The organism is Nocardia sp. NPDC056000 (assembly GCF_042269265.1).
In the GTDB taxonomy this organism is placed as follows: domain Bacteria; phylum Actinomycetota; class Actinomycetes; order Mycobacteriales; family Mycobacteriaceae; genus Nocardia.
Map to the genome: position 1 here is coordinate 701094 of NZ_JBHJXS010000001.1, position 25719 is coordinate 726812.

General features: G+C 65.2%; 19 protein-coding genes. 4 read left to right on the forward strand and 15 right to left on the reverse strand.

Annotated elements, in window-relative coordinates:
* Nucleotides 1-5 precede the first annotated feature (5 nt).
* Genes iolD through ACFC4D_RS03350 form a run of 8 tightly spaced genes read right to left on the reverse strand, consistent with a single transcriptional unit; the run spans nucleotide 6 to nucleotide 8325 of the window.
* Nucleotides 6-1847, reverse strand: a complete 1842-nt coding sequence (gene iolD / locus ACFC4D_RS03315; RefSeq protein ID WP_376061531.1) for a 3D-(3,5/4)-trihydroxycyclohexane-1,2-dione acylhydrolase (decyclizing) — start codon at nucleotides 1845-1847, stop codon at nucleotides 6-8.
* Complete coding sequence (iolB, locus tag ACFC4D_RS03320; protein ID WP_376061534.1) at nucleotides 1844-2734, reverse strand: 5-deoxy-glucuronate isomerase; 891 nt, start codon at nucleotides 2732-2734, stop codon at nucleotides 1844-1846. Before iolB ends, iolD begins: the two co-directional genes overlap by 4 nt.
* Complete coding sequence (locus ACFC4D_RS03325) at nucleotides 2731-3624, reverse strand: aldolase (protein ID WP_364633378.1); 894 nt, start codon at nucleotides 3622-3624, stop codon at nucleotides 2731-2733. The genes iolB and ACFC4D_RS03325 overlap by 4 nt, the downstream gene beginning before the upstream one ends.
* Entirely contained in the window at nucleotides 3615-4553 is a 939-nt protein-coding gene (iolC, locus tag ACFC4D_RS03330; protein ID WP_376061535.1) for a 5-dehydro-2-deoxygluconokinase, read from the reverse strand. The genes ACFC4D_RS03325 and iolC overlap by 10 nt, the downstream gene beginning before the upstream one ends.
* Entirely contained in the window at nucleotides 4550-5341 is a 792-nt protein-coding gene (locus tag ACFC4D_RS03335; RefSeq protein ID WP_376061537.1) for an ATP-binding cassette domain-containing protein, read from the reverse strand. The genes iolC and ACFC4D_RS03335 overlap by 4 nt, the downstream gene beginning before the upstream one ends.
* Nucleotides 5338-6381, reverse strand: a complete 1044-nt coding sequence (locus tag ACFC4D_RS03340) for an ABC transporter permease (protein ID WP_376061539.1) — start codon at nucleotides 6379-6381, stop codon at nucleotides 5338-5340. The genes ACFC4D_RS03335 and ACFC4D_RS03340 overlap by 4 nt, the downstream gene beginning before the upstream one ends.
* Before the next feature lie 19 nt (nucleotides 6382-6400).
* The gene (locus tag ACFC4D_RS03345) at nucleotides 6401-7417 is read right to left on the reverse strand and encodes a sugar ABC transporter substrate-binding protein (protein ID WP_376061541.1); all 1017 of its coding nucleotides are present in this window, start codon (nucleotides 7415-7417) and stop codon (nucleotides 6401-6403) included.
* A gap of 17 nt (nucleotides 7418-7434) precedes the next feature.
* Nucleotides 7435-8325, reverse strand: a complete 891-nt coding sequence (locus tag ACFC4D_RS03350) for a TIM barrel protein (protein ID WP_376061543.1) — start codon at nucleotides 8323-8325, stop codon at nucleotides 7435-7437.
* Between the two features lie 235 nt (nucleotides 8326-8560).
* Here ACFC4D_RS03350 and ACFC4D_RS03355 point away from each other — a divergent pair, with 235 nt between their 5' ends.
* Genes ACFC4D_RS03355 through ACFC4D_RS03365 form a run of 3 tightly spaced genes read left to right on the forward strand, consistent with a single transcriptional unit; the run spans nucleotide 8561 to nucleotide 11032 of the window.
* Nucleotides 8561-9565: a LacI family DNA-binding transcriptional regulator gene (locus tag ACFC4D_RS03355; RefSeq protein ID WP_375966911.1), complete on the forward strand. Its 1005-nt coding sequence runs from the start codon at nucleotides 8561-8563 to the stop codon at nucleotides 9563-9565.
* 32 nt (nucleotides 9566-9597) lie between these two features.
* Nucleotides 9598-10608 (forward strand): Gfo/Idh/MocA family oxidoreductase, encoded by a 1011-nt coding sequence (locus ACFC4D_RS03360; protein WP_376061546.1) that lies wholly within the window; start codon nucleotides 9598-9600, stop codon nucleotides 10606-10608.
* Between the two features lie 22 nt (nucleotides 10609-10630).
* A complete protein-coding gene (locus ACFC4D_RS03365; RefSeq protein WP_376061549.1) occupies nucleotides 10631-11032 on the forward strand; it encodes a VOC family protein in 402 nt (133 codons plus the stop codon).
* A gap of 442 nt (nucleotides 11033-11474) precedes the next feature.
* Here ACFC4D_RS03365 and ACFC4D_RS03370 read toward each other — a convergent pair whose 3' ends face one another.
* From ACFC4D_RS03370 to ACFC4D_RS03400, 7 genes are all read right to left on the reverse strand, one after another.
* Nucleotides 11475-11744 (reverse strand): DUF6959 family protein, encoded by a 270-nt coding sequence (locus ACFC4D_RS03370; protein ID WP_376061551.1) that lies wholly within the window; start codon nucleotides 11742-11744, stop codon nucleotides 11475-11477.
* A gap of 2 nt (nucleotides 11745-11746) precedes the next feature.
* On the reverse strand, nucleotides 11747-17035 hold the full coding sequence (locus ACFC4D_RS03375; protein WP_376061554.1) for an RHS repeat-associated core domain-containing protein: 5289 nt from the start codon (nucleotides 17033-17035) through the stop codon (nucleotides 11747-11749).
* Nucleotides 17036-17204: 169 nt separating this feature from the next.
* Nucleotides 17205-17654 (reverse strand): hypothetical protein, encoded by a 450-nt coding sequence (locus ACFC4D_RS03380; RefSeq protein ID WP_376061556.1) that lies wholly within the window; start codon nucleotides 17652-17654, stop codon nucleotides 17205-17207.
* Nucleotides 17651-23218 (reverse strand): DUF6531 domain-containing protein, encoded by a 5568-nt coding sequence (locus tag ACFC4D_RS03385; RefSeq protein ID WP_376061559.1) that lies wholly within the window; start codon nucleotides 23216-23218, stop codon nucleotides 17651-17653. The genes ACFC4D_RS03380 and ACFC4D_RS03385 overlap by 4 nt, the downstream gene beginning before the upstream one ends.
* A gap of 27 nt (nucleotides 23219-23245) precedes the next feature.
* A complete protein-coding gene (locus ACFC4D_RS03390; RefSeq protein WP_375966903.1) occupies nucleotides 23246-23755 on the reverse strand; it encodes a YbaB/EbfC family nucleoid-associated protein in 510 nt (169 codons plus the stop codon).
* Nucleotides 23755-24066, reverse strand: a complete 312-nt coding sequence (locus ACFC4D_RS03395) for a hypothetical protein (protein WP_364633355.1) — start codon at nucleotides 24064-24066, stop codon at nucleotides 23755-23757. The genes ACFC4D_RS03390 and ACFC4D_RS03395 overlap by 1 nt, the downstream gene beginning before the upstream one ends.
* 53 nt (nucleotides 24067-24119) lie before the next feature.
* Nucleotides 24120-24737 (reverse strand): LysE/ArgO family amino acid transporter, encoded by a 618-nt coding sequence (locus ACFC4D_RS03400; RefSeq protein WP_364633353.1) that lies wholly within the window; start codon nucleotides 24735-24737, stop codon nucleotides 24120-24122.
* A 72-nt stretch (nucleotides 24738-24809) separates the two neighbouring features.
* Here ACFC4D_RS03400 and ACFC4D_RS03405 point away from each other — a divergent pair, with 72 nt between their 5' ends.
* Nucleotides 24810-25688, forward strand: a complete 879-nt coding sequence (locus ACFC4D_RS03405; protein ID WP_376061562.1) for a LysR family transcriptional regulator ArgP — start codon at nucleotides 24810-24812, stop codon at nucleotides 25686-25688.
* Nucleotides 25689-25719: the final 31 nt, after the last annotated feature.

The following is a 25719-nucleotide window of genomic DNA, read 5'->3' on the forward strand; positions in this document are numbered from 1 at the left end:
CCGGATCAGTCCGCGCGGGTATAGCGGAGTTGGCCCGGTTTCTCCTGCTCATAGGCGGCACGGCCCGAGAGGTGCTGGGGCACACCGACTTCCCACCACGCCCCGGATTCGGTCCACGACGACGGCTGGGTGTGCACGACGAGCACGGCCGGACGCTTCTCCGCGACGGCGGTGACGCGGGCGCGGGCATAGGCATCGCGGAATTCCGCGGGTTCGCCCGCGGTGAACACCGCGCAGCCCAGCGCACGGGCGTGCGCGGCGAAATCGACGCGTGGCGGCATATCGTGATTGCTGCGGCAATCGGCATAGAAGTTATTGAACGGCTCCGCGCCCTGGCCTTCCTGCAGCCGCGCGATCACCGCATAGCCGTCGTTATCGCACACCACCGCCACCAGCGGATGACCCGCGAACGCCGCCGAGAACAGTTCGGAATTGAGCATCAGATAGGAGCCGTCGCCGAGCATGGTGGTGACCAGGCCGCGATGCGCGATGGCAGCGCCCCACGCGCCCGACAGTTCGTATCCCATACAGGAGAAGCCGTATTCGACATCCATGGTGGGTGCACCGCCGGTGGCGCGCCACCCGCCGATGAGTTCGCCGGGAAGGCCGCCGGACGCCGTCATCACGTAATCATCGGGCCCGCTGAGGTCATTGACCATGCCGACGATCTGGGCATAGGTGGGCGCGCCGAGCGCGGGCGTGCGGAGTTTGTCGATATGGGCGTCCCATTCCGCGCGCACGGTCGCGGCGCGGGCGGTCCAGGCCGGATCGGCGTGCCACTCCCCTGTTTCGGGCGCGAGTTCGGCCAGTGCGGCATCCGCATCACCGACCACCGCGAGCGCACCGTGTTTGACGGCGTCGAAACGCGCGGCATTGATATGGATGAGTCGCACATCGTCGGCGAAAACGGTCCAGGAGGCGGTGGTGAAGTCCTGGAGACGGGTGCCGACGGCCAGGACGACATCGGCTTCCGCGGCGAGGGTATTCGCCGAGGCCGCACCGGTAATGCCGAGCGGGCCCGCGTAGAGCGGATGATCGTGGGGAACCAGTGTTCGTCCGGCGGTGGACTCGGTTATCGGAATACCGTGCCGCTCAGCGAATTTCACGGCGCTGTCGGCCGCACCCGAGTAGCGGACGCCGCCGCCGAGTATCAGCAGCGGACGTTGCGCGGCCACCAGCCGGGCGGCCGCCTCCGAAACGCTGCGCCGATCCGGGCGCGGACGCGGGATGCGATGCAGCACAGGCTCGAACAGCGCGTCCGGAAAATCGTAGGTCTCCACCTGAACGTCCTGCGGCAGCGCGAGCGTCACAGGCCCCGCCTCTGCCGGATCGGTGAGCACCCGCGCCACCTGCGGCAGCGTCGCGATCAGCTGTTCGGGGCGGGTGATGCGATCGAAATACCTGCTCACCGAACGGAACGCGTCGTTCACGGTGACGGTGGGATCACCGAAATTCTCGACCTGCTGCAGCACCGGATCGGGTGCGCGGCTGGTGAAGGTGTCACCCGGGAGCAGCAGTAGCGGCAGCCGATTGGCATGTGCCACACCGGCGGCGGTGACCATATTGAGCGCGCCCGGTCCGATGGACGAGGTGGCGATGCCGACCTGACGCCGATGCGTTGCCTTGGCCAAACCAACCGCGGCCAGTGCCATGCCCTGTTCGGTATGTCCACGCCACACCGGAATATCGTCGCGGCGTTCCTGGAGCGCGGTGCCAAGCCCGAGTACATTGCCGTGCCCGAAGATGGCGAAAACATGTGGGAACAGCGGCACCTCGGTGCCGTCGAGCAGTTCCGAGCGCTGGGCGACCAGCCAGGCCACCAGGGCTTGTGCGGTCGTGAGTCTCATTCGCGGCGTCCTTCGTGCGTGGTGACCGGGCAGCGCGGGTCCAATGGTTCATCGGCCCAATTCGATCGGACCCAGGAGTAGTCCGGGTCGTCACAGAAGGCCATGGACCGGTCGGGGGCGGGACCTGCCAGGACATTGAGGTAGTACATGGCGTAGCCGGGGGCGGCGATGCACGGGCCGTGGTAGCCGTGCGGGACCAGGAAGACATCGCCGTCCCGGACTGCGACGTTCTCGTCGAGTGCGCCATCGGCGGTATAGGTGCGGTGCATGCCGAAACCCCTTGGCGAGGGTGTGATTCCGTCGCGGTCGGCAATGCGGAAGTAGTAGATCTCCTCGTTGACGACCTCGCAGTCGCTCGCCTCGTCATGCTTGTGCGGCGGATAGGACGACCAGTTGCCGCCGGGGGTGATGAGTTCGCAGGCATTGAGTTTGTCGGCATGGTCCCATATTCCGGGGACGCCGAAGCCGGTGACTTGACGAGTCGCGACGCCCGCCCCGCGTACCTCCACCGGAACCTTGTCCGCCGGACCGTATTTGGGTTCGAGGCGGCGGGTGCAGCGCGCCATGGGCAGCGCGACCTCGATGCCGTGCGTCGTCGTCAGCTCGACCTCGGCATCGCGCGGGACATAGGCGAAATCGGTGACTCGGGTGAAAACCGTTTCGCGGCCTTCCAGTTCGAAAGTGAGGCCGTCCACCCGGACGGTGCAGGATCCGGACAGGGGCAGGATGAACGCTTCGAACTCACCCGTGTGCACGGTGCGCGATTCGCCCGCCTCCAGTCGGAGTACGCGCAGCCCGGTGTAGGTCCAGCCCGCGTCATCCGGCGTCAGCGCGACGGGATCGTTTCTGTCACTGATGGTTTCGGCGCGACGGTGCAATTTGCTCATGACGCGGCCTCGAGCACCCTCGCGGCGGCATCCACCGCACCCGCCACATCGCCATCGGGCGGATAGAGCAGGCTGCGGCCGACGACCAGACCGCGCACCACATCGTGGGTCAGGGCCGAACCCCATGACGCCAGGTCCGCCGCCGGATCACCCGAGGGCGCGCCGCCCAGCACCAGTACGGGCAGCGTGGTGGCATCGAGCGCCGAAATATCCTGCGGCGCTGGTATTTTGAGCCAGGTGTAGGCCGAGGTGACGCCCAGGCCGGAAGCGATGGTGATGGCGCGTTGCAGCGAGGCGGCATCGCGATGCATGACCAGCGACCCGGACGGATCGCGCCCGTACGGCAGCGGTTCCACCATGGCCATGAGTCCGTGTTCGGCGAGTTCGGAGACCGCCCGGGCGCAGGCTTCCAGCGTCGGAATGGTGCCCGCATCCGAATCCACCATGCGCAACAGCATCTTTCCGCCATCGAGGCGGTATTTCACCAGGGATTCGGCGTCGTATCCGGTGAAGCGGTCGTCGATCTCCCAGTCCGCTCCGGCGAGGCCGCCGCGGTTCATGGAGCCGATGACGATCTTGTCGTGCACGGCCTCGAGCAGCAGCAACTCCTCCACGATGTCCGGGGAGCCGAGCACACCGTCGACGGCGGGATTGTCGAGCGCGATGAGCAGCCGCTCCAGCAGGGTGCGGCGATCGGCCATGGCGGTGTTGTCCGCACCGACGCCGAGCGCGCCGCGGGCCGGATGGTCGGCGGCAACCAGGAACAGGGTTCCCTTGTCCGACAGCAGATTAGGGCGGCGAATGCGGTCGGCGTAGGCGCGCTGCACCGCTTCGGGTTCGGTGGCTCGGGCCCGCAGCAGCCGGTACCAGCGGTCATCGGTCAGGTGCACAGTAACTCCTCGATCTCGGCCTCGGTCGGCATGGCGTCGGCGCAGGCCAGGCGGGAGGCGACCAGCGCCCCGGCGGCATTGGCGAAGGTGCCCAGGCGGTGTGGATCCCAGCCCGCGAGCAGGCCGTGGATGAGCGCACCGCCGAACCCGTCGCCCGCGCCGAGGCCGCAGACGACCTCGACGCGGCAGGGTGGGACGGTCCAGCGTTCGGATTCGGTGGCGACCAGGACGCCTTCGGCGCCGCGTTTGATCACGGCCAGGCGGACGCCCCGGGCGAGCAGCCGGTCGGCGGCCTCATCCGGATCGGCGGTGCCGACGGCGACCTGGACCTCGGTTCTATTGCCCACCACCACATTCACGTGATCGACCATCCAGCCGATCTCGGCGCGGGCGGTGTCGACATCGGGCCAGAACATGGGGCGGTAGTCCAGGTCCAGGACGGTGTGGCCGCGCCGGTCGCGGCGCTCCAGCATGGCGCGCTGGGTGCTGCGGCCGGGTTCGGCGCTGACGCCGGTTCCGGTGACCCACAGCAGGGGTACGGAATCGACTACATCCCAGGGGATCTCATCATCGACGAGGGTGAGATCCGGTGCGATGGGCGCGCGATAGAACAGCAGCGGCGGATCGGCGGGCGGGTTCAGCTCGCAGAACACCACCGGTGTCTGGAGATTCGGCGCGGTGCCGACATAGCGGTTCTCGACACCGAAGTCCGCTAGCGCGTCTCGCACGAAATCGCCGAAGCCGTCCGGGCCGACCTTGGTGAGCAGCGCCGTGCGACGACCCAGCCGGGCGGCCGCCACCGCGACATTGGTGGCGGTGCCGCCCAGGAACTTGGCGAAGGTCTGCACCTTGGCCAGCGGCACCCCGCTCTGTTCGGGGTACAGGTCGACCCCGACCCGGCCGACGGTCAGCACTTCCAGGTCGGTCATTCCGACACCACTCGCTGCAATTCGTGTTGCAGCGCTTCGAGTTCCGCGCCGCCGGACATCTGGCGGGTCAATTCGGAGAGGTCGATCTCGGACTTCTCGTAGGAGCCGAGCTGGCCACCGCGCTGCAACAGCAGGAAGCGATCACCGACCGGGTAGGCGTGATGCGGATTGTGGGTGATGAGGACAACGCCCAGGCCGCGGTCACGCGCCTGCACGACGTAGCGAAGCACGATGCCCGCCTGCTTCACACCCAGTGCGGCCGTTGGCTCATCGAGAATCAGCACCTTCGCCCCGTAGTGCACCGCGCGAGCGATGGCCACGCATTGGCGCTGGCCGCCGGACAGGGTGCCGACCGGCTGTTCGAGATCACGGATCTCGATTCCCATGTCCTCCAGGGCTTTACGGGTGATGTCCTGAGACTGCCGCCGGTCCAGCAGCTGGATCGGGCCCAGCTTCTTGGTGGGTTCGGAGCCCAGCACGAAATTGCGCCAGACGCTCATGAGCGGCACCACGGCCAGATCCTGGTACACGGTGGCGATGCCGAGATCCAAAGCCTCACGCGGGGAGGACAATCGGGTCGGCTTGCCTTCGATCCGGAGTTCGCCGGTGTCGTGCTGATGCACGCCCGCCAGAATCTTGATCAGGGTGGATTTACCAGCGCCATTGTCGCCCAGCACGCAGGTGACCTCGCCGGGATTGACCACCATGGTCACATCGTGCAGCGCCACCACGCCGCCGTAACTCTTTCCGATATCGACGGTTTCGATGAGGGGTGCCTGCGAAGTCATCGGCGTACCCTTTCCGCTCGCTTCTTGAACTCGTTGTTGACCAGTACGGCCGAGAGCAGCAGCACGCCGAGGAAGAGCATGAACCAGTCGCTGTTCCAGCCCGCGAAGACGATGCCCTGCCGCGCCATACCGAAGGTGAGCGCGCCCAGCGCCGCACCGACCACCGAACCGAAGCCGCCGGTGAGCAGGCAGCCGCCGACCACCGCGGCGATGATGTACTGGAATTCCAGTCCCACACCCTGATTGGCCTGCACGCTGGAGAAGCGCAGCAGATTGCACGCGCCCACCACCCAGCCCGCGAAGGCCGTGGTCATGAAGAGGATGATCTTGGTGCGGGCGGCCGGGACGCCGACCGCGCGGGCGCTGGGCAGTGAACCGCCGACCGCGAAGATCCAGTTGCCGAACCTGGTGCGCATCAACACTATTGCCGCGATGGCGGTGAGCACGATCCACCAGACCACCGAGGCTTGAATATGCGCGTCGCCGATATCGGTGGTGGAGGCGAAGACCCAGCCCGCGGACTGATAGCCGTCGGCCCCGCGAATGCCCGAGACCTGCACGGTGCCGGTAACCCACCGGGTAACACCGAGATTCAGGCCCTGCAACGCCAGGAAGGTGCCCAGGGTGACGATGAAGCTCGGCAGGCCGGTGCGCATCACCACCCAGCCGTTCAGCGCGCCGACCGCGAGGGCGAAGAGCAGCGAGACCGCAAGGGCCAGCCAGATATTCCAGCCCGCGTTCACCGCGAGCAGGGCTGTCACCAGTGCGGTGGACGCCGTCATCACACCGGCGGAGAGATCGAATTCCCCGCCGATCATGAGCAGTGCGACCGCCACCGCCATGATGCCGAGCGTGGACGCGTCGTCCAGCCAGTTGGAAACGCCCAGTGCGCTCAGGAACTTGTCGGTGATGATCGAGAAGAACAGGAACACCACCAGCGCGCCGATCAGCGCACCCAGTTCGGGCCGCACCACCAGGCGCTGCACCAGCGATGACCGCAGGCTCGCCGTCGGCTCGGAAGTCGTTGTGGCAACACTCATGTCATTCACTCCCGGCCCTCTACCGCGTGCCCTGGGCGACGAGCCCGGCGACGACATCGACATTGCTCTTGTCCACGAATGCCGGACCGGTCTGCACCGGATGGCCGCCGCCGACGCCATTGAGATTCGACCGGTACAGCTTCAACATGACCACCGGCAGATAGCCCTGTTCGTACTGCTGCTGATCGACCGCGAAGAGCAGCGATCCGGCCCGAATCGCGCCCACCACATCATCATTGAGATCGAAGGTGGCGATGGCGGCCTTGGATTTGGATTCGCGGACCGCGTCCACCGCGCGGGCGGCGATCTGCGAATTCAGCGTCAGCACGGCGTCGATCGATGAATCCGCTTCCAGCGCACCGCGAATGCGCGCCTGGGCGTCGGTCGGATTGTTGATGTCGACCTGGAGGGTGACCGCGGTGCCGAAGCCCTGGGTCGCGCCCGCGCAGCGTTCATTCGCGCCGATATTCCCGGCCTCGTGAATTACGCAGAGCATCTTCTGTTTTCCGGCATCGTGCAGGCGTTTGCCGGCGGCTTCACCCGCTTGGCGCTCACTCTGGCCGACGTGGCCGATCGCGCCGTAGGCGACGCTCTTGTCCTCACCGGAGTTGATGGTCACCACGGGAATGCCCGAGGAGACCGCCTTCTCGATGGAAGTGCGCAGCGCGTCCGGGTTCGCCATGGAGACGACCAGCCCGTCCACGCCCTGTGCGACGGCATTGTCGATGAGCTTGGCCTGCTGACTCGGATCGCCCGAGGAGTTGTATTCCACGCGCACCCCGAGCTGATCGCCCGCGGCCTCCGCACCGTTCTTGACCACATTCCAGAACGCGTCACCGGGCGAACCGTGCGTGACGACCGCGACGGAATTCAGCTTGCCGACGGCGACGGGCGCTTGGGCGGGTGCGGTCTGATCGGTGCCCGGGCCGCTGCACGCGGCGAGCACGGCGGCGGCCGCGATCCAGGGCGATAGTCGCCGCCAGCGCTTCGCAGCGGAGCGTTTCGCGCCCGGAGGGGCCGCTACTTGGGACTTCATTGTCATCACATAACCCACTAAATCCGGGTGGAGGCCTGTTCAGCCCCGATTTCGGCCAGGTGTCGCAGACTTACTTCGGTATCTCGGTCGGGACCGGCGGCGGTATCGCCGGGATTGAGGGCGGTGTCCTGTTCGAGCACATACCAGCCGGTGTAGCCCGCGGCACGGACGGCGTGCACCAGCGCGGCGATATCGACATCGCCCTGTCCGAGCGGTACGTACATGCCTTCGCGCACGGCCCGGCTGTATTCCATTCGGCCGCTGCGGACTTCATCGGCGATGGCCAGCCGGACATCCTTGAGATGGATGTGCCCGATGCGGTTCGGATACTGCCGGGCCAGGGCCACCGGATCGGTGCCGCCGATGGCCAGATGGCCGGTATCCAGGCACAGGTCCAGATCGGAATCGGCGAGGAAACGCCGAACCTCGGCTTCGGTCTCGACGTGGGTGCCCACGTGCGGGTGCAGGGTGGTGTGCAGGCCGTGTTCGGCGGCGATATCGGCGATGCTCGCCGCGGTATCGATGAGCGTGCGCCATTCGTGATCGGTGAGGGGGACGCGGGCGTCGTAGCCGTCTTCGCCGGTGGCGGCGGCCAGGACCAGCACTTCCGCGCCGGTCGCGGCGAAGAGGGCGGCGGTTTCGCGGGCGGTGGCCAGGGCCGTGCTCGGTTCTCGATGCAGGGCCAGGGCCAGGAATCCGCCGACGGGGGTGAGTCCGTGCGCGGCCAGTTTCGCGCGCAATTCGGCTGGGGCGGTGGGCAGATAGCCCGGCGGGCCGAACTCGGTGGCGGTCAGCCCGAGGGCCGCCATGGCGGGCAGCACGGTGTCCGCGTCCAGGACATAGCCCCAGGCGGGGACTTCGCATACGCCCCAGGAGATGGGCGCGGCGGCAATACGCAATTCGGTCATCGGCACTTCCCAGACCTGTCGGTAGCCAACGTGTGAAACGCTTCCTCTATTGGAGCGCTCCAACAATGTAACCCCGATCACAAGCGTGTCAAGAGCTCGGGTGCGATCGAAAAGTGGTGCATGACCATGCAATACGGCTCCAACCTGGGGCGTTGTGCAGGAATCCAAATGTCCGAAACATGTCGTTAGAGCGCTCTATTGCCGACAATCGCCCGGACCGGTACCGTCGTGCAGCATGACCCGACCGACCATGGAAGACGTCGCCGCCCGAGCGGGCGTTTCCCGCGCACTGGTCTCACTGGTCATGCGCAACTCTCCCAAGGTGAGTGAGCATCGCCGGGCCGCGGTGCTGGCGGCGGCCGATGAACTCGGCTACGAACCGCATCTGATGGCTCGCTCGCTGGCGAGCCGGACCTCGAACATCGTCGGGGTCATGGTGTCCGATCTGCGCAATGCGTTCTTCGCCGATGTGGTGGAGGGCATGGACGAGGCGGCACAGGAGGAGGGCCTCGAACTCATCCTGAATACCGGGCGGCGCAGCGCTTCCCGGGAAAGCACGGCACTGGCGAGCCTGCTCGCCTTCCGGCCGGGCGGGATCATTCTGCTGTCACCGGTATTGCCCGCGGCGTCCATTCGCGATGCGGCGCAACGGTGTCCGGTGGTGCTGGTATCGCGCGGGTCGAACTTCGCCGAAGTGGACACGGTCAATGACGATGGCGAGGTGGGTGCCGCGCTGGCGGTGGATCACCTTGTCGCACTGGGTCATCGGCGCATCGTGCATCTGGACGGCGGGGCGGCGTTCGCGGCCGGGCCACGGCGCAAGGGGTACACCGCCGCCATGGTCCGGCATGGTCTGGAGCCGATGGTCATTGCCAGCGAGCACACCGACGAGGCAGGTGCGGCGGCGGTGCGCAGTCTTCTGAACCTGTTCTCTCCCAGTAACTTTCCCACCGCGCTGGTCTGCGGTAACGACTTCAACGCGGTCGGTGCCATGTCCGCGCTCGCCGAGGCGGGACTGCGCGTCCCCGAGGATGTCTCGGTGGTCGGCTATGACAACACCTCCCTGGCCGCGCTCCAGCACGTCGCTCTCACCACCATCGATCAGCCGCGCAACAGCATCGGCCGCCTCGCGGTGCGCGCACTCACCGAACGCATGCAGGACGGCCGCACCGATCCGGTGCGCCAGCATCTCGAGCCGTCCCTCGTGGTCCGCTCGACCACCGCCAAGCCCCGCGACTGAGCTGGGCCACAACCGATTTCGAAGGAGCAACCATGTCCACGATCAGACTGGGCCTCGCAGGCACCGGCCGCATCGGCAGCTCCCACGCCGAAACCCTCACCACGCTGCCCGGCGTGGATTCGGTCATCGTCGCGGACGCGGACGCGGACCGAGCCCGCGCCACCGCCGATAAACTCGATATCGACTTCGCCCCCGATATCGACGCGCTGCTGGCCGCCGATCTCACCGCTTTGATCATCACCACCGCCACCGATTCGCATCCGGAGCTGATCACCGCCGCCGTGGATCGCGGCATCCCCGTGTTCTGCGAAAAGCCCATTGCCGCAGACATTCTCGGCACGCTCGCGGTAGTCGAAAGAGTCGCATCCTCCGATGTCCCGGTCCAGATCGGTTTCCAGCGCCGCTTCGACGCCGGTTACCGAGCCGCCCGCGCGGCGGTAACCTCCGGCGACCTCGGCTGGGTCCACACCCTGCGCGCCACCACCCTCGATCCCGCACCCCCGCCCGCCGACTACATCCCCCGCTCCGGCGGCGTCTTCCGCGATTGCGGCGTCCACGATTTCGACATCATCCGCTGGGTCACCGGCCGCGAAGTCACCGAGGTCTACGCCACCGGCGCGAACCGGGGCGAACAATTCTTCGCCGACGCGGGCGACGTCGACACCGCGGCGGTAATCCTGCGCCTCGATGACGGCGCACTGGCCACGGTCTCCTTGAGCCGCTACAACGGCGCGGGCTACGACGTCCGCCTCGAAGTCTTGGGCTCCAAGGGCAATGCGATTGTCGGCCTCGACGACCGCGCACCCCTGCATTCGGTGGAACCCGGCTACCCCGCCTCGGGCGTCCCCGCCTACCCCGGCTTCATGGACCGCTTCCACCCCGCCTACGTAGAAGAACTGGCCACCTTCCTGGAAGTCGCCACCGCCCAGCGCCCCAGCCCTTGCACCCCCGCCGAAGCCCTGGAAGCCTTCTACATCGCAGAAGCCTGCGAACAATCCCGCCGCGAAGGCCGCCCCATCCGCCTCACGGAAGTCCGCCACTAACACCCGAAAAGGTGAAGCCGAAATGGATTGGATCCTCGAAGTAGTCCCCGTCCCCGTCTCGAACCTGGACCGCGCCAAAGACTTCTACTCCACCCAGGTCGGCTTCACCCTCGACCTGGACATCCAAATCTCCCCCGACACCCGCATAATCCAACTAACCCCACCCGGCTCCACCTGCTCCATCCACCTCTCCACCGGCCCCATGCCCCCCGGCTCGGTATCGGGCCTACAACTGGTGGTCCCCGACCTCGACACAGCCCACTCCGAACTATCCGGCCGAGGCGTAAAGGTAACCGAGATAATGCATTTCGACCAGGGCACCCGCCTCCCCGGCCGAGGCGACCCCTGGAACAACTTCATCTTCTTCGACGACCCCGACGGCAACTCCTGGGTAATCCAAGAACGCCCCCAAACCCCCGCCTAGCTCCCGGACATTCGGTCCCGAACCCGATCCCGAAATGGCGAGTACCAATTCCTGGGCAGCCCTTCGATCATGACAATTTCACCAACCGAATCGTTGACCAACCCGAAAGATACGAACGTCGGCGAGTAGTACTCCGCAGACATCGCCTCCGCGCTGGTCACAACGCGAAGCTCACCCCTATCCCCCGAGACCACCAGTATCGCCGAAAACCCGCTCGCGTCGTCGCACAGAACTACGACCTCCTCAACAGCCGGTGCCTCTTGAAACTGCACGCCCCACACTGTCTCCCACTGCCCATCGCCGCACCTGCGGATCTGGCCCCACATGGTAGTCTTCAGCATAAATGACGAGTATTCGGCCGACTCGCCTCGATTCGCTACTCACACATAATCCTCCAACCCGTGAATATTTTCAATGTCTACAATCGAAGCAACCAGAATTTTTACTTGAAATATGGCAGCTTCAGACCGGCGGCGGACATCATATATTCATATGATTCCAGCATACTTTGCAGTGCTTCGCGAGCCTCTTGAATGGCCGCCTCGACATCGTCGAGGTTCCCCTCTTCTACGCTAGATGCCGCCTCGTTCAATGTCTCCATGACCGTCCAAAGCGTGTCACCCTGAACCAAAAGGCCCGGGAATTTTCGCCCTTCCCATTTTACCAGCGAATATCCACCTTGCGTGTCGAAAATTCTAGCATCGTATTCCATAGTCATTCTCCTAAGTTCGGATGGAAGGTGATGTATGGCTCCCCTTCAACTAGGGGACCAGTCATTATGTCTATTCTACGACCATAACCAAGCTCAACAGGCCCCATCGGCAGCGACCCCTTGATACGACTCTTCGTTCTAGAATTGATGTCGGTTATCACATAGTCCCAATCCGAGAAGGCGTTTGCGGTACCCGCAGCACGACTACCGACGACATGAATAGTCACACCTCTAAAGTTGGCAGCATTTTGAATTCTTCGGGCTTCAGAAGGCGATATGTGGTCGATATCGCCGCCATTGCCATATGTCGGTGTCGGACACGGAGTCAGCCCGAGCGGATCAATCCACGCGGTTGGATTATGAGGGTACGCGTACGAATTAGGGCCTGGATGTAGACCAAGAGGATCAGACGTTAGATACCTGCCCGCCACCGGATCATAGAAGCGATGCAGATTGTAGTGAAGGCTTGTCTCTGGGTCGTAAATCTGTCCGGGGAAGCGGAGGGGTGTGTCGATCGAGCCTTGCCAGCGGGTTGTTCCCCATAGATCGGAAGTCGCTGTGGCAACGGTTGTTCCGGTTGTCGGGTCGATCAGGTCGGTTGGGGTGCCTACCAGGTCGGTAATGATCGCGTAGAAGGCTCGGTCGTAGGTGTGTTGATCTGTGGATTGGGTGATGGGGGTGCGGGTGCCGGGATGGTAGTGCCAGCGGGTGGTGGCCGCGGGGGTGGATTGTTCTACGAGATAGGTGCTGTCCCAGGTGTAGTCGGTGTGGTCGAGGGTGGTGCCATCGGGGGCGCGGCGCTGCTTGGTTACGCGGCGGCCGGTGGCATCGTAGGTGTAATGCCACCACTGGGCATCGGGGGTCTGGACGTCGGTCAGTTGATCGAAGGCGTTGTAGTGGTAGTGCCAGATATCCGGCTTGTGAGACAGGCGGGATTTGGTTTTGCGGATAAGGCGGCCAGCACGGTCGTAGTAGTACCGAGTTCGGCCGTCTCGGACCAGTAGGTTGTTGTGGTACTCGCGGCGGGAATCCGGCTCGGTCGAGAGTCCGGTGGTCGCATTATGGGCTGCCGTAATGTTATTCAGGGAGTCGTACCTGTAGGACTCTGTGGGGGAGCCGTTTTCGGCGACGGTCGCGATGCGACCGACAGAGTCCAGAACGAAGTCTCGGTGGTTTGTCTGGGCGTCGGATCGGGCGAGAGTGTGAGCGGACAGGAAGCCATCGGGACGGTAAGAGTAGCTGTCGCGCCGGATCATTCGGGGATCGGGAGCGGACGCGGGTTCCAACCCTAGATTCAGGAGTGGGCGTGGCACCGCGGTGACCTGTTGGTCGATGATGCGACCGACCGGGGATAGATCGCGGTGGACGGTTACCGCGCCGATCTGCCATCCCGTTGGGCGGCCGACCGCATCATAGGAAAAACTGACGCTCTGACTGTCAGCCGACATCGCACTGGCACGGCCGGTGTTGTCCCAGTCCCAGTCGGTACGGGCACCGGTAGGTGAGACCCGACCGGTCCGACGGCCATACTCGTCGTATTCGAACCGCATAGGGGCTTGATTGTCGAGCTGCTGGGAGATCAGTTGCCCGAGTGACGAATAGCCGTATTCGAGGGCGTGTATCACCGTCTGGCGTACACCGGATTGGGCAGTGAGAACACGACCGGCGACATCGTGCCGATAGCTGAGCCATTCGCCGGTATCCGCGGTGATCGCCGTAATCCGGCCCAGGATGTCGCGGGCGTGAGTACGGGTGACGCCGGTCGCGGCGGTCACTGTCGCAACCCGACCGACGGCATCGTGGGTGTAACGGGTGGTGGCGCCGCTGTAGTCGGTCTCCGCGATCATGCGGCCCGCCCGATCGTATTCGTAACTCCACGTTTGGGCCAGCGGGTTGGTTACCGCGACCAGGCGGCGTTCGGTGTCCCACGAATACCGGGTGGTGGAACCGTCAGGATCGGTGCGGGAGGCGAGGAGGTCGAAGGCGCCGTAGGTGTGATGGGTTATGCCGTTGGCGCGGTCGGTATGGGTAAGGAGGTTGCCTTCGCCGTCCCACGTCCAGGATTCGGAGTGGCCATCGGCGTCGCTGCGGCGCAACGGCTTTCCGTCGGCGGACCATTCGTAGCGGGTGGTCTCGCCGAGGGGACCGGTGACCTGAGTGACGCGACCGAGGCTGTTCCGTTCGATATACGTGACAGAGCCGAGCGGGTCGGTGATGACGACCGGTAACCCTGCACCGTCCACGTCGACGACCGTCTGCGCGCCGGTCGGCGAGATCACTCCGGATGCCGCACCATTGGGATGGTAGGTGAATTCGGTCCGGGATCCGGCGGCGTCGATGCTCGCGATCAGATCACCTGTGTCGCTCCACTCTTGGTATCGAACACCGCCATCGACATCGAAAATCACAGATGGACGGTTGAAGCCCGCGTACCTGATTCTGACCGCTGCGCCATCAGGGCGGATGAGCTCGGTCAGGTCACCGAAATCGTTGTAGTTGTATCGGCTTTCCGCACCATCGGGCGCAAGTACGCGCACCGGCTTGCGGTCCGGGTTGTAATCGAAATAGGTGTTGCCGCCCTCCGGGTCCGACAACCGGCGCAGACGCAGGTCGTGGTCGAAGCCATGATGGGTGATCGCAGCCAGAGAGTCGGTGATGCTGGTGCGGAATCCGTCAGTTGATGCTTCATAGACGAAGCCGCAGTTGAGGATTCCGGCAGATCCCCGCTGGTGGACGACGCGACCCGACGAATCGTAGGTGTTCACCATCGCGGTGCCGTTGGAGTCGGTCCACGAGGTGATGCGTGCCTGGGTGTCGTAGGTGAACCTGGTCGTTGCCCCGGTGCCAGTCCTAACCGTCACCAAATTGCCTGATTCGTAACCGAATTCACGAACGATCGTGTCCGCCTCGGACACATTGGAGCCAAGGACGGTCAGAGCGGTGACTCTGCCCGCAGCGGTGTCGATCCGTACCCGATAGCCACCGGAGTGAGTCACTTCGATCGGTGCACCGTCCGCGTCGTAGCGGAAGGTGACACGATTGTGGTGGCGATCGGTGATCGCACTGATGGCATAGTTTCCCAGCAGCGTATCGAGCCCGTCGAGTGCCGCGTCGGGAGCGAAATGCCATAGCAATTCTCGATGTGGGTCCCGGACGCGATAGCCGCCAGACTCCGAGCGTGTCAGTGTCCAGCGTTGACCACCCGCTATCGGACCGACCGGCACTTCGCTATCCGCATGCGGATAGGCAAGCATCAAACCGTCTTCGGCCAATAACGTGACGCCTTCCGCGTCGACGACAACACGCATATCGAGGGTCGCGGACCACGACGGGCCGAACCAGCGACCAAATCGATAGCTCGAGCGGTGGCGGCGGCGCAACACCAGAGCGAGGACGCCGGGCAGGCTGAGATCAGTTTGCGGGAGCAGAAATTCACCGGTGGCGATGTCGACCGGGTCGGGCGATTCTTCGATCTGCCCGGGGGTCCGGTCGACTTCACTGCCTTTACCGATGGTCTCCTGCCGAACGCCATGGTCGGCATTCGCCAGCTCGGGCAGACTTGGGTTCTCCCGTTGCGGTGCACCGTGATCCGGCACTCCCCCGGAGCTCGTGGGATGTGTTTCAGGCGAGTGCGTCGACTCGGGCGCACTCGCCGCACCCGGTTTCGGCTGTTCGGGCGCCGGTGTGCCGCCATTGGTTTCGCTTCCCCGCGCCGGCGGCTCCGATATCGGCGCGGCCTCGGGCACAGCCGGGGCTTCAGCGCGTGGTGAAGTGGTGGCGCGAACGGCATCGGCAGATCCGCGATCAGCGGCGGACCGGTCAACCGATGCGGGCCTTTCATGTTGCGCGGCAGAGATATTCGAGGTGCGCTCACCTCCTGTGCCGGCGGTCGACACACTGGCTCGCGACGGCGTTCTCTCACCCGCCGTCGGTTGCCCGGAGACGGGTGCTTCCCGGGCACCGACCGGGGACGCACCGGAACTTCGGTCCACCGGCGCGGCGGTGCGCGAGCCATTGTCGATAGGGCTAGCAGGGTTTCGGTCCACCGGCGCTTGCCGGTTTTCAGCGGTCGTCACGTTGTCCGCACGGGTTACCGGATCTGGAGCAGCCGCACGCGCTTCCTGCGTACTCGCATGAGACTCTGGGGCGCTCCCACGGGATTCCGTCGTTCCCGAACGTGATTCATCAGCCGGAGAAACCTTTGAATCGGAGCGAGAATGCGATCCTCCATCGGTCGCCTGCGACGGCTTCGTCTCCCCATTGATATTCGCATCGGCAGCGCCGCTCTTGAGACCGCTCGGCGCACCCTCACCGTTGAGAGCGGCGGAGGGTTTGACGCCTTCCGGCGTCGCGGATGGGTGGGGCGACGTGCCTTCGGGGAGATGGTTGGCTCCACCCGGCTTCGCCGCGGAACGGACTCCGTGAGCCGCACCCATGCCGAATCCGGCAGCGAGCATCGCAGGGTTCAGAGTCGTGTTGACCTTGCTCCAGTCGAGACCGCCGTGCGTGAGCTGATCGCCCACCTGCCAGGCGATATCGGTGCCGTACATACCGAAACCACCTGCCAGACCGGATAATCCACCGCCGAGGAATCCCCGGGTGGCCGGGGACAGCGGCGTATGGCCCAGCATCTTGGTCAGTCCGGGAGCGACGCCTTTGGCAACGGCCCCACCCACTCCCCATTCCAGGGCGGTGCGCACTGCCTGAGCCGGGTCGATGTGATCACGATGATCGGCTAGCACCTGATAGGACTGAATGCCCAGGTCCAGGCCCGCGCCGACCGCACCCATCTTCAGGCCGGTGATGGCAATGTCTTTCAAATACACCTTGGCGGCGTTGCGCATACCCGCCGCGGCCATTTGCTTCGCGAGCTGACGCGCACCCTGTTCAGCGGCGAGCGTAATAGCTTCGCGGCCAACCGCTATGGCAGCCGGTACGGCAGCCGAACCCCAGGGCCAGGCAGCGAACAGAGCGTACACGCTGTAGGCGGTCATAGCTGCGAAACCCGCCTCCATGATCTTGGTGTACTCGATCTCAGTGCCAGCTTCGCGCGTACGAGTACCTAGATCTTCGAGCCCCTTGACGAGGGCATAGAGCGATTCGTCGCCGCTGCCATAAAGTTTGGCGAATTCGGCTAGCGCCTTCTCGGAGCCTTCGCCCACGTAGTACTTCTGCGCGGAGTCAGTCGCGGCCTTCGCGTCCGGAATCAGCGACTCGAGGTCTTTGGCAATCTCCTTCCAGGCATCGCCGAGGGACCACATGTCGTCCTCGTCACCGTCGGGATAGGCCATCCCGAAGTTCAGTAGCGTCAGAATCCAGCTCGGAATCCACTCCCAAGCTGAGGTAATCCGCGACAACTGTCGATCCCCCCGCTCCCCCTTGCGAACCTTCGGTGATCATCGCACACCGACGCACCGAGAGTCAGATCAGCTGCCCTCGGTGACGTAACCCGATCCTCGATCATTCACGCACACTGCTCATGAAATCGATGGCTTCGATGAGGGTGAATTGGAGGGATTGGCTTGTGGCGGCGATTCTGGAACGCGATTCTTCGGGGGCGATGTCGTGTGTCGAGTTCAGTGCTGCTTCAAGCTCTTTCCAGGACTCGTAGATTCTCCTGGTGTATTGCTCGACATGGGAAGTCAGGGTGACGAAGGCTCTGGCGTCGAGGCGTTGTTGACCTCCGGCCGAGAGCCAGACGTTCAAATTCGCGACCTCAGTGATATATCGGCCCACCAGCGCTTGTATCTCGTTGCTCACCAGGTTGCTGGACAGTAGGAGGATGGCCAGGTTGTGGGTGGGCGGCACATCGTTTTTAGTGAGCTCTTCCGGCGCGTCCCAGTCCGGTAGGTCGTTGATCCAGTCCCAGTCGTAATTCATCGACGCGCTCATTTCCTTGTTCGCGATCATCCATGATGTTTGATCAACCACGCTGTTCCAGGTCTGGTGTTCGTAGGAATGTCGACACCTCCGGCACGAAGCACCTGCGCGCAGTAGGTTACACAGCTCTGGGTGAACAGATGGTATCTCGGATACAATCCGCGTTCGGTTTTCGACATCATGGTTTCGGCGTATGCCATTGCGGCCCCGGGATTATCGAGCAGAACCCGGACATGGATGGTCTCCGGGGAAAGCATGCCTGGTTCGAACCTGTCGACTCCGTTGGTCAGCGAGTTGACACCGCCCCATTGTTCGGTTCGCAGCAATTCGCCGTCGGCGGCGCGGACCGAGATCAACGCGTGCATACCGCCACCCTGATGTCTGGGATCCAGGTGCACGACAGCCTCACCGGGATGGGGGTCGTGGCTGGCGCGTCCCGGTGAATCGGCCGGGTACAGGCCGAGTGGGTCGATCCAGCCGGTTGGATTGTGCGGGTAGGTGTTCGGGTTCGGTGCGGGGGCCAGGCCGAGGGGGTCGGGGGTCAGGTAGCGGGCGGTGGCGGGGTCGTAGACGCGGTGCAGATTGTAGTGGAGGCCGGTTTCCAGGTCGTGGATCTGGCCGGGGAGGCGGAGCGGGGTGGTGGCTGTGCCATGCCACGTGGTTTCGCCCCAGAGGGTGGAAGTCGCTGTGGCGGAATGGGTTCCGGTGGTTGGGTCGATCAGGTCGGTTGGCGTGCCGACCGGGTCGGTGAGAACCGCGTGGCAGGTGGTGTCGAAGTCGTGCCGGGTGGAGGTTTGGGTAATGGGCGTGCGGGAGGTGGGGTCGTAGTGCCAGCGGGTGGTTTCGGTGGCGGTGGTCTGTTCGACCAGGTAGGTGTCATCCCAGGTGTAGTCGGTGCGGTCCTGGATCGCGCCGTCCGGGGTGCGGTGCTGTTTGGTGCGGCGGCGGCCCGCGGCGTCATAGGTGTAGAGCCAGCGGTGACCGTCGGGGGTGGTGACCTCGGTCAACTGATCGAAGGCGTTGTAGGTGTAGTGCCAGACGGATGGCTTGCGGGAGAGCCGGGTTCGGGTCTTGCGAATGAGACGGCCGGCGGGGTCGTAGTGGTATCGGGTGCGACCGTTTCTGATCAGCAGGTTGTTGCGGTATTCCCGGTCTGACGACGGGTCCTGCTGTGGCGTAGCCGAATTCGCGTGCGAAGCACGGGTGATGTTGCTCAGCGAGTCGTAGGTGTACGACTCGGTTTGGGGACCGTCGCTGATCGCGCCGATGCGACCTATCGGGTCGAGCGCGAATTCTCGCAGCCGATCGGGGCTTTCGGGACGGACGGTCGACTGCGCGGTCAGATAGCCGTCGGGACGGTAGGAGTAGTTGTCGCGCCGGATCATTCGAGGGCCGGGACGATCGGGTTCCAGGCCGAGGTTCAGGAGTGGGCGCGGGCGAGCGGTTACCTCTTGCCCGATGACACGGCCCACTTCGGACAGAGTGCGCTGGACGGTGACCGTTCCCACCTGCCAGCCGGACGGCCGGCCCACGGCATCGTGGGTGAAGGCGATCTCGTGGCTGCCGGTCGACAGGCCCCGCACCCGGCCGGTGATATCCCATTGCCAATCGGTGTGCGATCCGGTCGGGGTCGTGCGTCCGACCCGGCGACCATGCTCGTCGAACTCGAACAGCATCGGACCCTGATCGTCCAATTGCTCCGAAACCGGTTGCCCAACCGCGGAATACGTGAACTCCAGAGCATGGACCCGGTTACGACCGATACCGGAGTGCGCGGTGAGAACGCGACCGGCGACATCATGGCCGTAGCTGAGCCATTCGCCGGTATCGGCCGTGATGGCGGTGACTCGTCCCAGGACGTCCCGAGCGTGGGTGCGGGTCACGCCCGTGGCGGGGGTGACCGTCGCGACGCGACCGGCGGCATCGTGGGTGTAGCGGGTGGTCGCGCCGGTGAAGTCGATCTCAGCGGTCAGGCGGCCCGCGCCGTCGTATTCGTAAGTCCAGGTTTGGGATAGCGGGTTGGTGACGGCCGTCAGTCGGCGTTCGGTGTCCCAGGTGTAGCGGGTGACGGAACCGTCCGGCTCGGTGCGGGTGGCGAGCAGGTCGAAGGGGCCGTAGGTGTGGTCGGTGATTCCGCCGGCGCGGTTGATGTGAGTGCGGAGATTGCCTTCGCCGTCCCAGGTCCACGACTCGTAGTGTCCGTCGGGATCGGTGCGGCGCAAGGGTTTTCCGTCGGCGGCCCATTCGTAGTGGGTGATTTCGCCGAGCGGGCCGGTCAGGCGTGTGACGCGACCCAGGCTGTCCCGTTCCATACGGGTGACCGCACCGAGCGGGTCGGTGACGACAACCGGCAGTCCGGCTCGATCGACCTCGATCACCGATCGCGCACCCGTGGACGAGACCACCTCCGCCGCCGCGCCATTGGGGTGGTACGAGTATTCGGTTCGCGATCCCATCGTGTCGACCGACGCGATCAGATCGCCTGCGGCACTCCACTCTTGATGCCGGACGGAGCCGTCGACATCGACAATTGTCGTCGGCCGGTTCGCGCCCAGGTATTCGATGCTGACGGTTGCGCCGTCGGGGCGCGTGAGCCCGGTGAGGTCACCCAGATCGCTGTAGCGGTAGTGGCTCTCGGCACCGTCGGGGGCGAGTACGCGTATCGGTTTACGGTCCGGGCTGTAATCGAAATGGGTTGTGCCGCCCTCCGGATCGGTGAGGTCGCGCAGGCGCAGGTCGCGGTCGAACCCGTGGCGGGTGATCGCGGACCGCGAATCGGTGATGGTGGTGTGGAATCCGGATCGCGAGGTCTCGTATTCGAAGTCGCAGTCGAGGATTCCGGCGGTACCGCGCTGCTGGATGACCCGGCCCGCCGCGTCGTAGGTGTTGCGCATCGTGGTGCCGTTGGAATCGGTCCACGAGGTGATGCGGGCTCGATCATCGTAGGTGAAGCGGGTCGTCGCGCCGATGCCCGTGGTTATCGCGGTCAGATTGCCTGCGCTGTAGGCGAATTCGCGGACTCGGGTATCGGACTCGTCTGCGGACGCGACGGTCAAGGCGGTGACCCGGCCGGCGGCGGTGTCGACGAGCACCCGGTAACCACCGGAGTGAGTGACTTCGGTTGGCGCGCCATCGGAGTCGTAGCGGAAGGTGACCCGATTGTGGTGGCGGTCGGTGATCGCCGAGATGGCGTAGTTGCCCAGCGCCGCGTCCAAGCCATTGAGGATCGGGTCGGGGTCGAAGTGCCAGAGCAGTTCTCGACGCGGGTCCCGCACGCGATAACCACCGGACTCCGAGCGCGTGAGGGTCAGGCGCTGACCACCGGTTATCGGCTCGACCGGCACTTCCGCATCCGCGTGCGGATACGCGAGCATGAGGCCGTCTTCGGCCAGGAAGGTGACCCCGTCCGCATCGACGACGATGCGCATATCGAGAGTGGCCGACCAGGACGGTCCGAACCAGCGCCCGAACCGATAGCTGGAGCGATGTCTTCGCCGCAGGACCAGAGCCAATACGCCGGGCAGACTGAGATCCGTTTGCGGAAGCAGGAATTCACCGGTCGCGATATCCACCGGATCCGGCGATTCCTCCACCTGCCCGGGAGTCCGATCGACCTCACTCCCCTTGTGCACCGTCTCCTGATGCACCCCACGATCGGCATTCGCCAGCTCGGGCAGACTCGGGTTCTCCCGCTGCGGCGCACCATGATCCGCCGCGCCATCGGAGCCCGCGGAATGCGTATCGGGTGAGGGCACCGCTTCGGGAGGATTCCCCGGCCCCGGTTCGGTCCGCTTGGACGGCGCGGACTCAGCAGTGGCGCGATCGGTCGTTCCCGCCTGCTCGCTCGCCCCACCCCGATCTGTGGTCGCGGCCCGATCTGCGGCCCCGGCCCGGTCTATGGTCGCGGCCCGATCTGTAACCCCGGCCCGATCTGTAACCCCGGCCCGGTCTTTAGTCGCGGCTCCATCGGCGGTTACGGCGTGGTCACCAGTCGCGGCACGGTCAACGGGCGCGGGCTTTTCATGCTGTGCGGCAGTGATATTCGAGGCATGTTCGCCGCCGGGAGTGGCAGTGGGCACATTGGCGCGGGCAGGGGTTCGGTCAACGGGTGCGGGTTGGGTGCCGGCTGGGGCGTCGCGCGGTGTGGAGGTAGCGGGGCCGGGGATTCGGTCGGTGGACGGGGCGAGGCGGGCCGCGTTATCGATGGGTGCCGGGGCCGGAGATCGGTCCGCGGGGGTCTGTCGATTGCCGTCGGGGGTGTCGGCGCGGGTCACCGAATCCGGTACCGCCGCTCGGGTTTCAGGGGTGCTGGCGTGGATTTCGGACCCGCCCGCACGAGTTTCCGGCGAACCGGACCGGGATTCGGTCGGCGGCCCGGAAACATCAGCACGCGAACGTGATCCGCCGTCGCTGACCTGAGCTGGCCCGGGCTCCTCGCGCGCACCGTTCGACTGTGTTGGATCCCCTTTCGGAGCGCCCGGCGCACCCTCACCCGTCAGCGCGCCCGGTGCACCCTCGCTGGTGAGGGCAGCCGGTTTGGCCGTGTCCACGCTGGGGACCACGGATCGTTCGACGCCCTCGGGTTTGGCGGAGGGATGCGGCGAGGTACCTTCCGGAAGACCCTTGGCACCAACGGGTTTCGCGGCCGAGCGGACCCCGTGGGCCGCGCCCATGCCGAATCCGGCAGCCAGCATCGCGGGGTTGAGAGTGGTGTTGACCTTGCTCCAGTCGAGTCCACCGTGCGTGAGCTGATCCCCCACCTGCCACGCGATATCGGTGCCGTACATGCCGAAACCGCCTGCGAGACCGGATAATCCGCCACCGAGGAAGCCCCGGGTGGCCGGGGACAGCGGTGTATGGCCCAGCATTCTGGTGAGTCCAGGCGCGACACCCTTGGCGACCGCCCCACCCGCACCCCATTCGAGCGCGGTGCGCGCGGCCTGCGCCGGATCGATATGGTCGCGATGATCGGCCAGTACCTGATACGACTGAATGCCGAGATCCATTGCCAGGCCCATGGATCCGGTCTTTACGCCGGTGATCGCGATATCCTTCAGATACACCTTGACCGCATTGCGCAGCCCCGCCTTGGCCATCTGCGCCGCGAGCTGCCGCGCCCCCTGTTCCGCCGCCAAGGCGATGGCCTCGTGCCCGGCCGCCGCCGCCGCGGGCACGGCCGCCGAACCCCACGGCCACGCCGCGATCAGCGCGTAGATGCTGTACGCGGTGATCGCCGCGAAACCAGCCTCCATGATCTTGGTGTACTCGATCTCGGTCCCCGCTTCACGAGTCCGAGTACCCAGATCTTCGAGCCCCTTGACCAGGCTGTCCAGCGATTCATCGCCGCCGCCGAAGAGTTTCGCGAATTCGGCGAGCGCCTGCTCCGACCCCTCCCCCACGTAATACTTCCGCGCGGAGTCGGTGGCGGCCTTGGCATCCGGGATCAGCGCCTCGAGATCCTTGGCGACATCCTTCCAGGCATCGCCGAGGGACCACATCTCGTCTTCGTCACCGTCGGGATAGGCCATCCCGAAGTTGAGCAGCGTGAGGATCCAGTGCGGAATCCACTCCCAAGCCGACGTAATCCCCGACACCCGTCGACCCCCCAGACCCCGCCTCGATCACCAGTGTCCGCGATCGGCCAGGGTCGGTGGTGCGTCGGGATCCTCGGTTTCGACGTCGGTGAAGACCATGGCGGGCGGTAGCTCATCGTCCTCGTCGACGCGCGCGCCCGGCGGAGCCATCGAGACCGGCGGCGGGGTGGGCAGCATGTCGTGCACATCCGGAATGCCGGGTATGAACTCCGATAGTCGCGGGATGCGGGCGTTGTCCTGCTGTAGCCCGGCGAGCACCTCGGCGGTCTTGCGCTGCACCTCGACGGCGGCGGCCTGCGTCGCCACGACCACTTCGCGGGCGAGCTCGGCCGGACTCAATTCGTCGATGGAATCGGCGAATTTGAGATCCACCAGCACCCCGTGGGCATTGACCGTCGCGGTGACGCGCCGATTGGCCGCGGTACCGGTGGCGGTCAGCTTGGCCTGCTCCTGCTGCGCCCGGGCGATCGATTCCATCCCGGTCTTGACCGACTCCACCAGATCGGCCAGGCGCGCCCGCGCCATCTCGTTCGACATCAGCGGAAGGACTCGGTATTGCCGTCCTCGGTCGCCTGCAGACTATCCGCGGCGTCGGTCAACCCCTTGCCATACGCGTTCAGCAGCGTCACCTTGGAGGCCAGCACGGCGTCGAGATTCTCCCGCGACGCCTTGTAGCCGTTATCGCCGCCATTGAACTGGGTGCCGAAATCGTCACCGCCCCAGGCTCCGTCGTATGCCGCGGCCTCACCGGAGATCTTCGCCTTCAGCGCCTCGATCCGCGTGGCCACCGCCTCCAGCGCACCGCCAACAGACCGCAGTTGGCCGATCTCAACCTCTACCTTGCCCACCGTCGAACCCCCTTAAGACTTCCGGTGATCATCGCATACCGGGGCGGGGGCGGTCAGCTCACCACCAATCCGATTGCGAGACCGGTCATTACGAGCGCGATCACCGAATCCAGGATCTGCCAGGCCCGCGGCTTGGCGAACACCGGCGCGAGCAGTCGCGCGCCGAATCCGAGGGTGATGAACCAGATAATGCTGCCGGTGATCGCACCCGCGGTGAGAAACCAGCGATCGGGTGTGGCGTAGGTGCTCGCGAACGAGCCGAGCAAGACCATGGTGTCGAGATACGCGTGCGGATTGAGCCAGGTGACCGCGAGACAGGTGGCGATGGCCGCGCCCAGCGCGATCGGCGCTCCCCCGCCCGCGGTCAGCGCGGTCGCGGAGAACGCGCGCTTGGCGGCCAGGAACGCGTACCCGAGCAGAAATGCCGCGCCTGCGAACTTTGCGATGGTCATGATCATCGGCGCGGCGTTCATCACCGCGCCGAACCCGGTGACACCCGCTGTCATCAGCACCACATCGGATCCCGCGCACACCGCGACCACCGGCAGCACATGCTCGCGACGGATCCCCTGACGCAACACGAAGGCATTTTGCGCGCCGATCGCCACAATGAGCGAGAGTCCGAAGCCGAGTCCTGAAATGGCCGCCAGGGCCGCCGATGATCCGTTCACTCTTTCGAAGCTAAGCGGGCGTCCAGCTCCAGGCCAGCTAATGTTTCTGATGGACGATTAGAATCGCTTAATATGGATCTGCAACTGGATCAGCTTCGCGCGCTCGACGCCGTGCTCACCGAGGGCACCTTCGAGGCGGCCGCGCGCCGGCTCACGGTCACACCGTCGGCTATCAGCCAGCGCATCAAGGCCCTCGAGGACGCGGCCGGGCGGATTCTGGTGCAGCGCACCAAACCCGTGCAGCCCACCGAATCCGGCCTCACGGTGTGGCGGCTGGCCAAACAGATCCAGTTGCTCACCAGCGATACCGCGCAGGAACTCGGGGATGCGGAGCAGCCCGCGGCGAAACCGGTGAATATCCCCATCGCCGTCAATGCCGATTCGCTACAGAGCTGGGTCATGCCCGCACTCGGCCGGGCCGCGCGGGGCGTGAACTTCGAAATCCATCGCGAGGACGAGGAACACACCACCCGGCTGCTGCGCGACGGCACCGTGATGGCCGCCATCACCTCGACCGCGGCACCGGTGCAGGGTTGCATTGTGCGGCGGCTGGGCGCGATGCGATATCGCCCGCTGGCCGCTCCGGATTTCGTGCGCACCTGGTTTCCGGACGGCCCGACCGCGAAAGCCTTCGCGCAGGCCCCGGTAATCCTGTTCGACCGCAAGGACGATCTGCAATTCCGATTGATGCGCCGGTACACCCGCAAGCCCGTCGACCCGCCCCGGCACTACATTCCCTCCTCGGCGGGGTTCGCCGACGCACTGCGGCTGGGCCTGGGCTGGGGCATGATGCCGGACCTGCAAACCCGCCCGGATGATCAGCTCGTCCCGCTGGATGGCACGGTATACATCGATGTCCCGCTGTACTGGCAGCAGTGGCGGCTGGACTCACCCGCACTCGGTATGGTCGCCGCTACCATTGCCGAAGCCGCTGCCGCGGTACTGCTTTGAAGACGTTGTGCGCCGAATGGACTCGGCTGTC